Raw genomic sequence first — 533 nt, 5'->3', positions numbered from 1 at the left:
AGCTAGCCATAATATCGAGTGTAATAGCCGTATCTTCATCACCTGTCGCAGGGGTCATCACCAAGGTTGGCGCATCCGCAACAGCATCAACCTGCACCGTAATTTGGTGACTACTGATCTCGACACTCTGACTCACTCCCTCAGGGTCAACATCTTCGGTCGTCACTTCAACAGTTAAGGTGATATCCTGACTATCATGGAGACTAGGCGTATAACTTAATCCCGCTAACTCTCCAACCGTTAAATGATATTTTCCATCCACATCCATGACGCCAGCAGACAGCAAGGCATCAGCCGGCACACCACTAATCACAATGTCTGTGATGCTTTCCGAACCATCCGCGTCAGGTTGACTAATATCAAGATTTAACGCGATCGCTGTATCTTCATCTCCACGTGCTGATGCCACTACGACAGCCTGTTCTGACACGGGCAACACTTCTACATTAAAACTAATCGTGTCACTCACTTGGCTAACGAGGCCTGACTCAGGGTCAACATCATTCACCAATGCCGTCGCACTCAAGATAAAA

1 protein-coding gene is annotated in these 533 nt (G+C 47.8%); it reads right to left on the bottom strand.

Going from position 1 to position 533, the window contains the following annotated elements; genetic code table 11:
* Positions 1-533 (bottom strand): hypothetical protein (locus tag A3762_RS27320; protein ID WP_197469115.1); only part of this gene is annotated, 533 nt, incomplete at both ends.

Source organism: Oleiphilus sp. HI0125 (assembly GCF_001635355.1).
The sequence above is the reverse complement of the archived record's forward strand: the minus strand, read 5'-3'. Positions and strand labels throughout refer to the sequence as shown.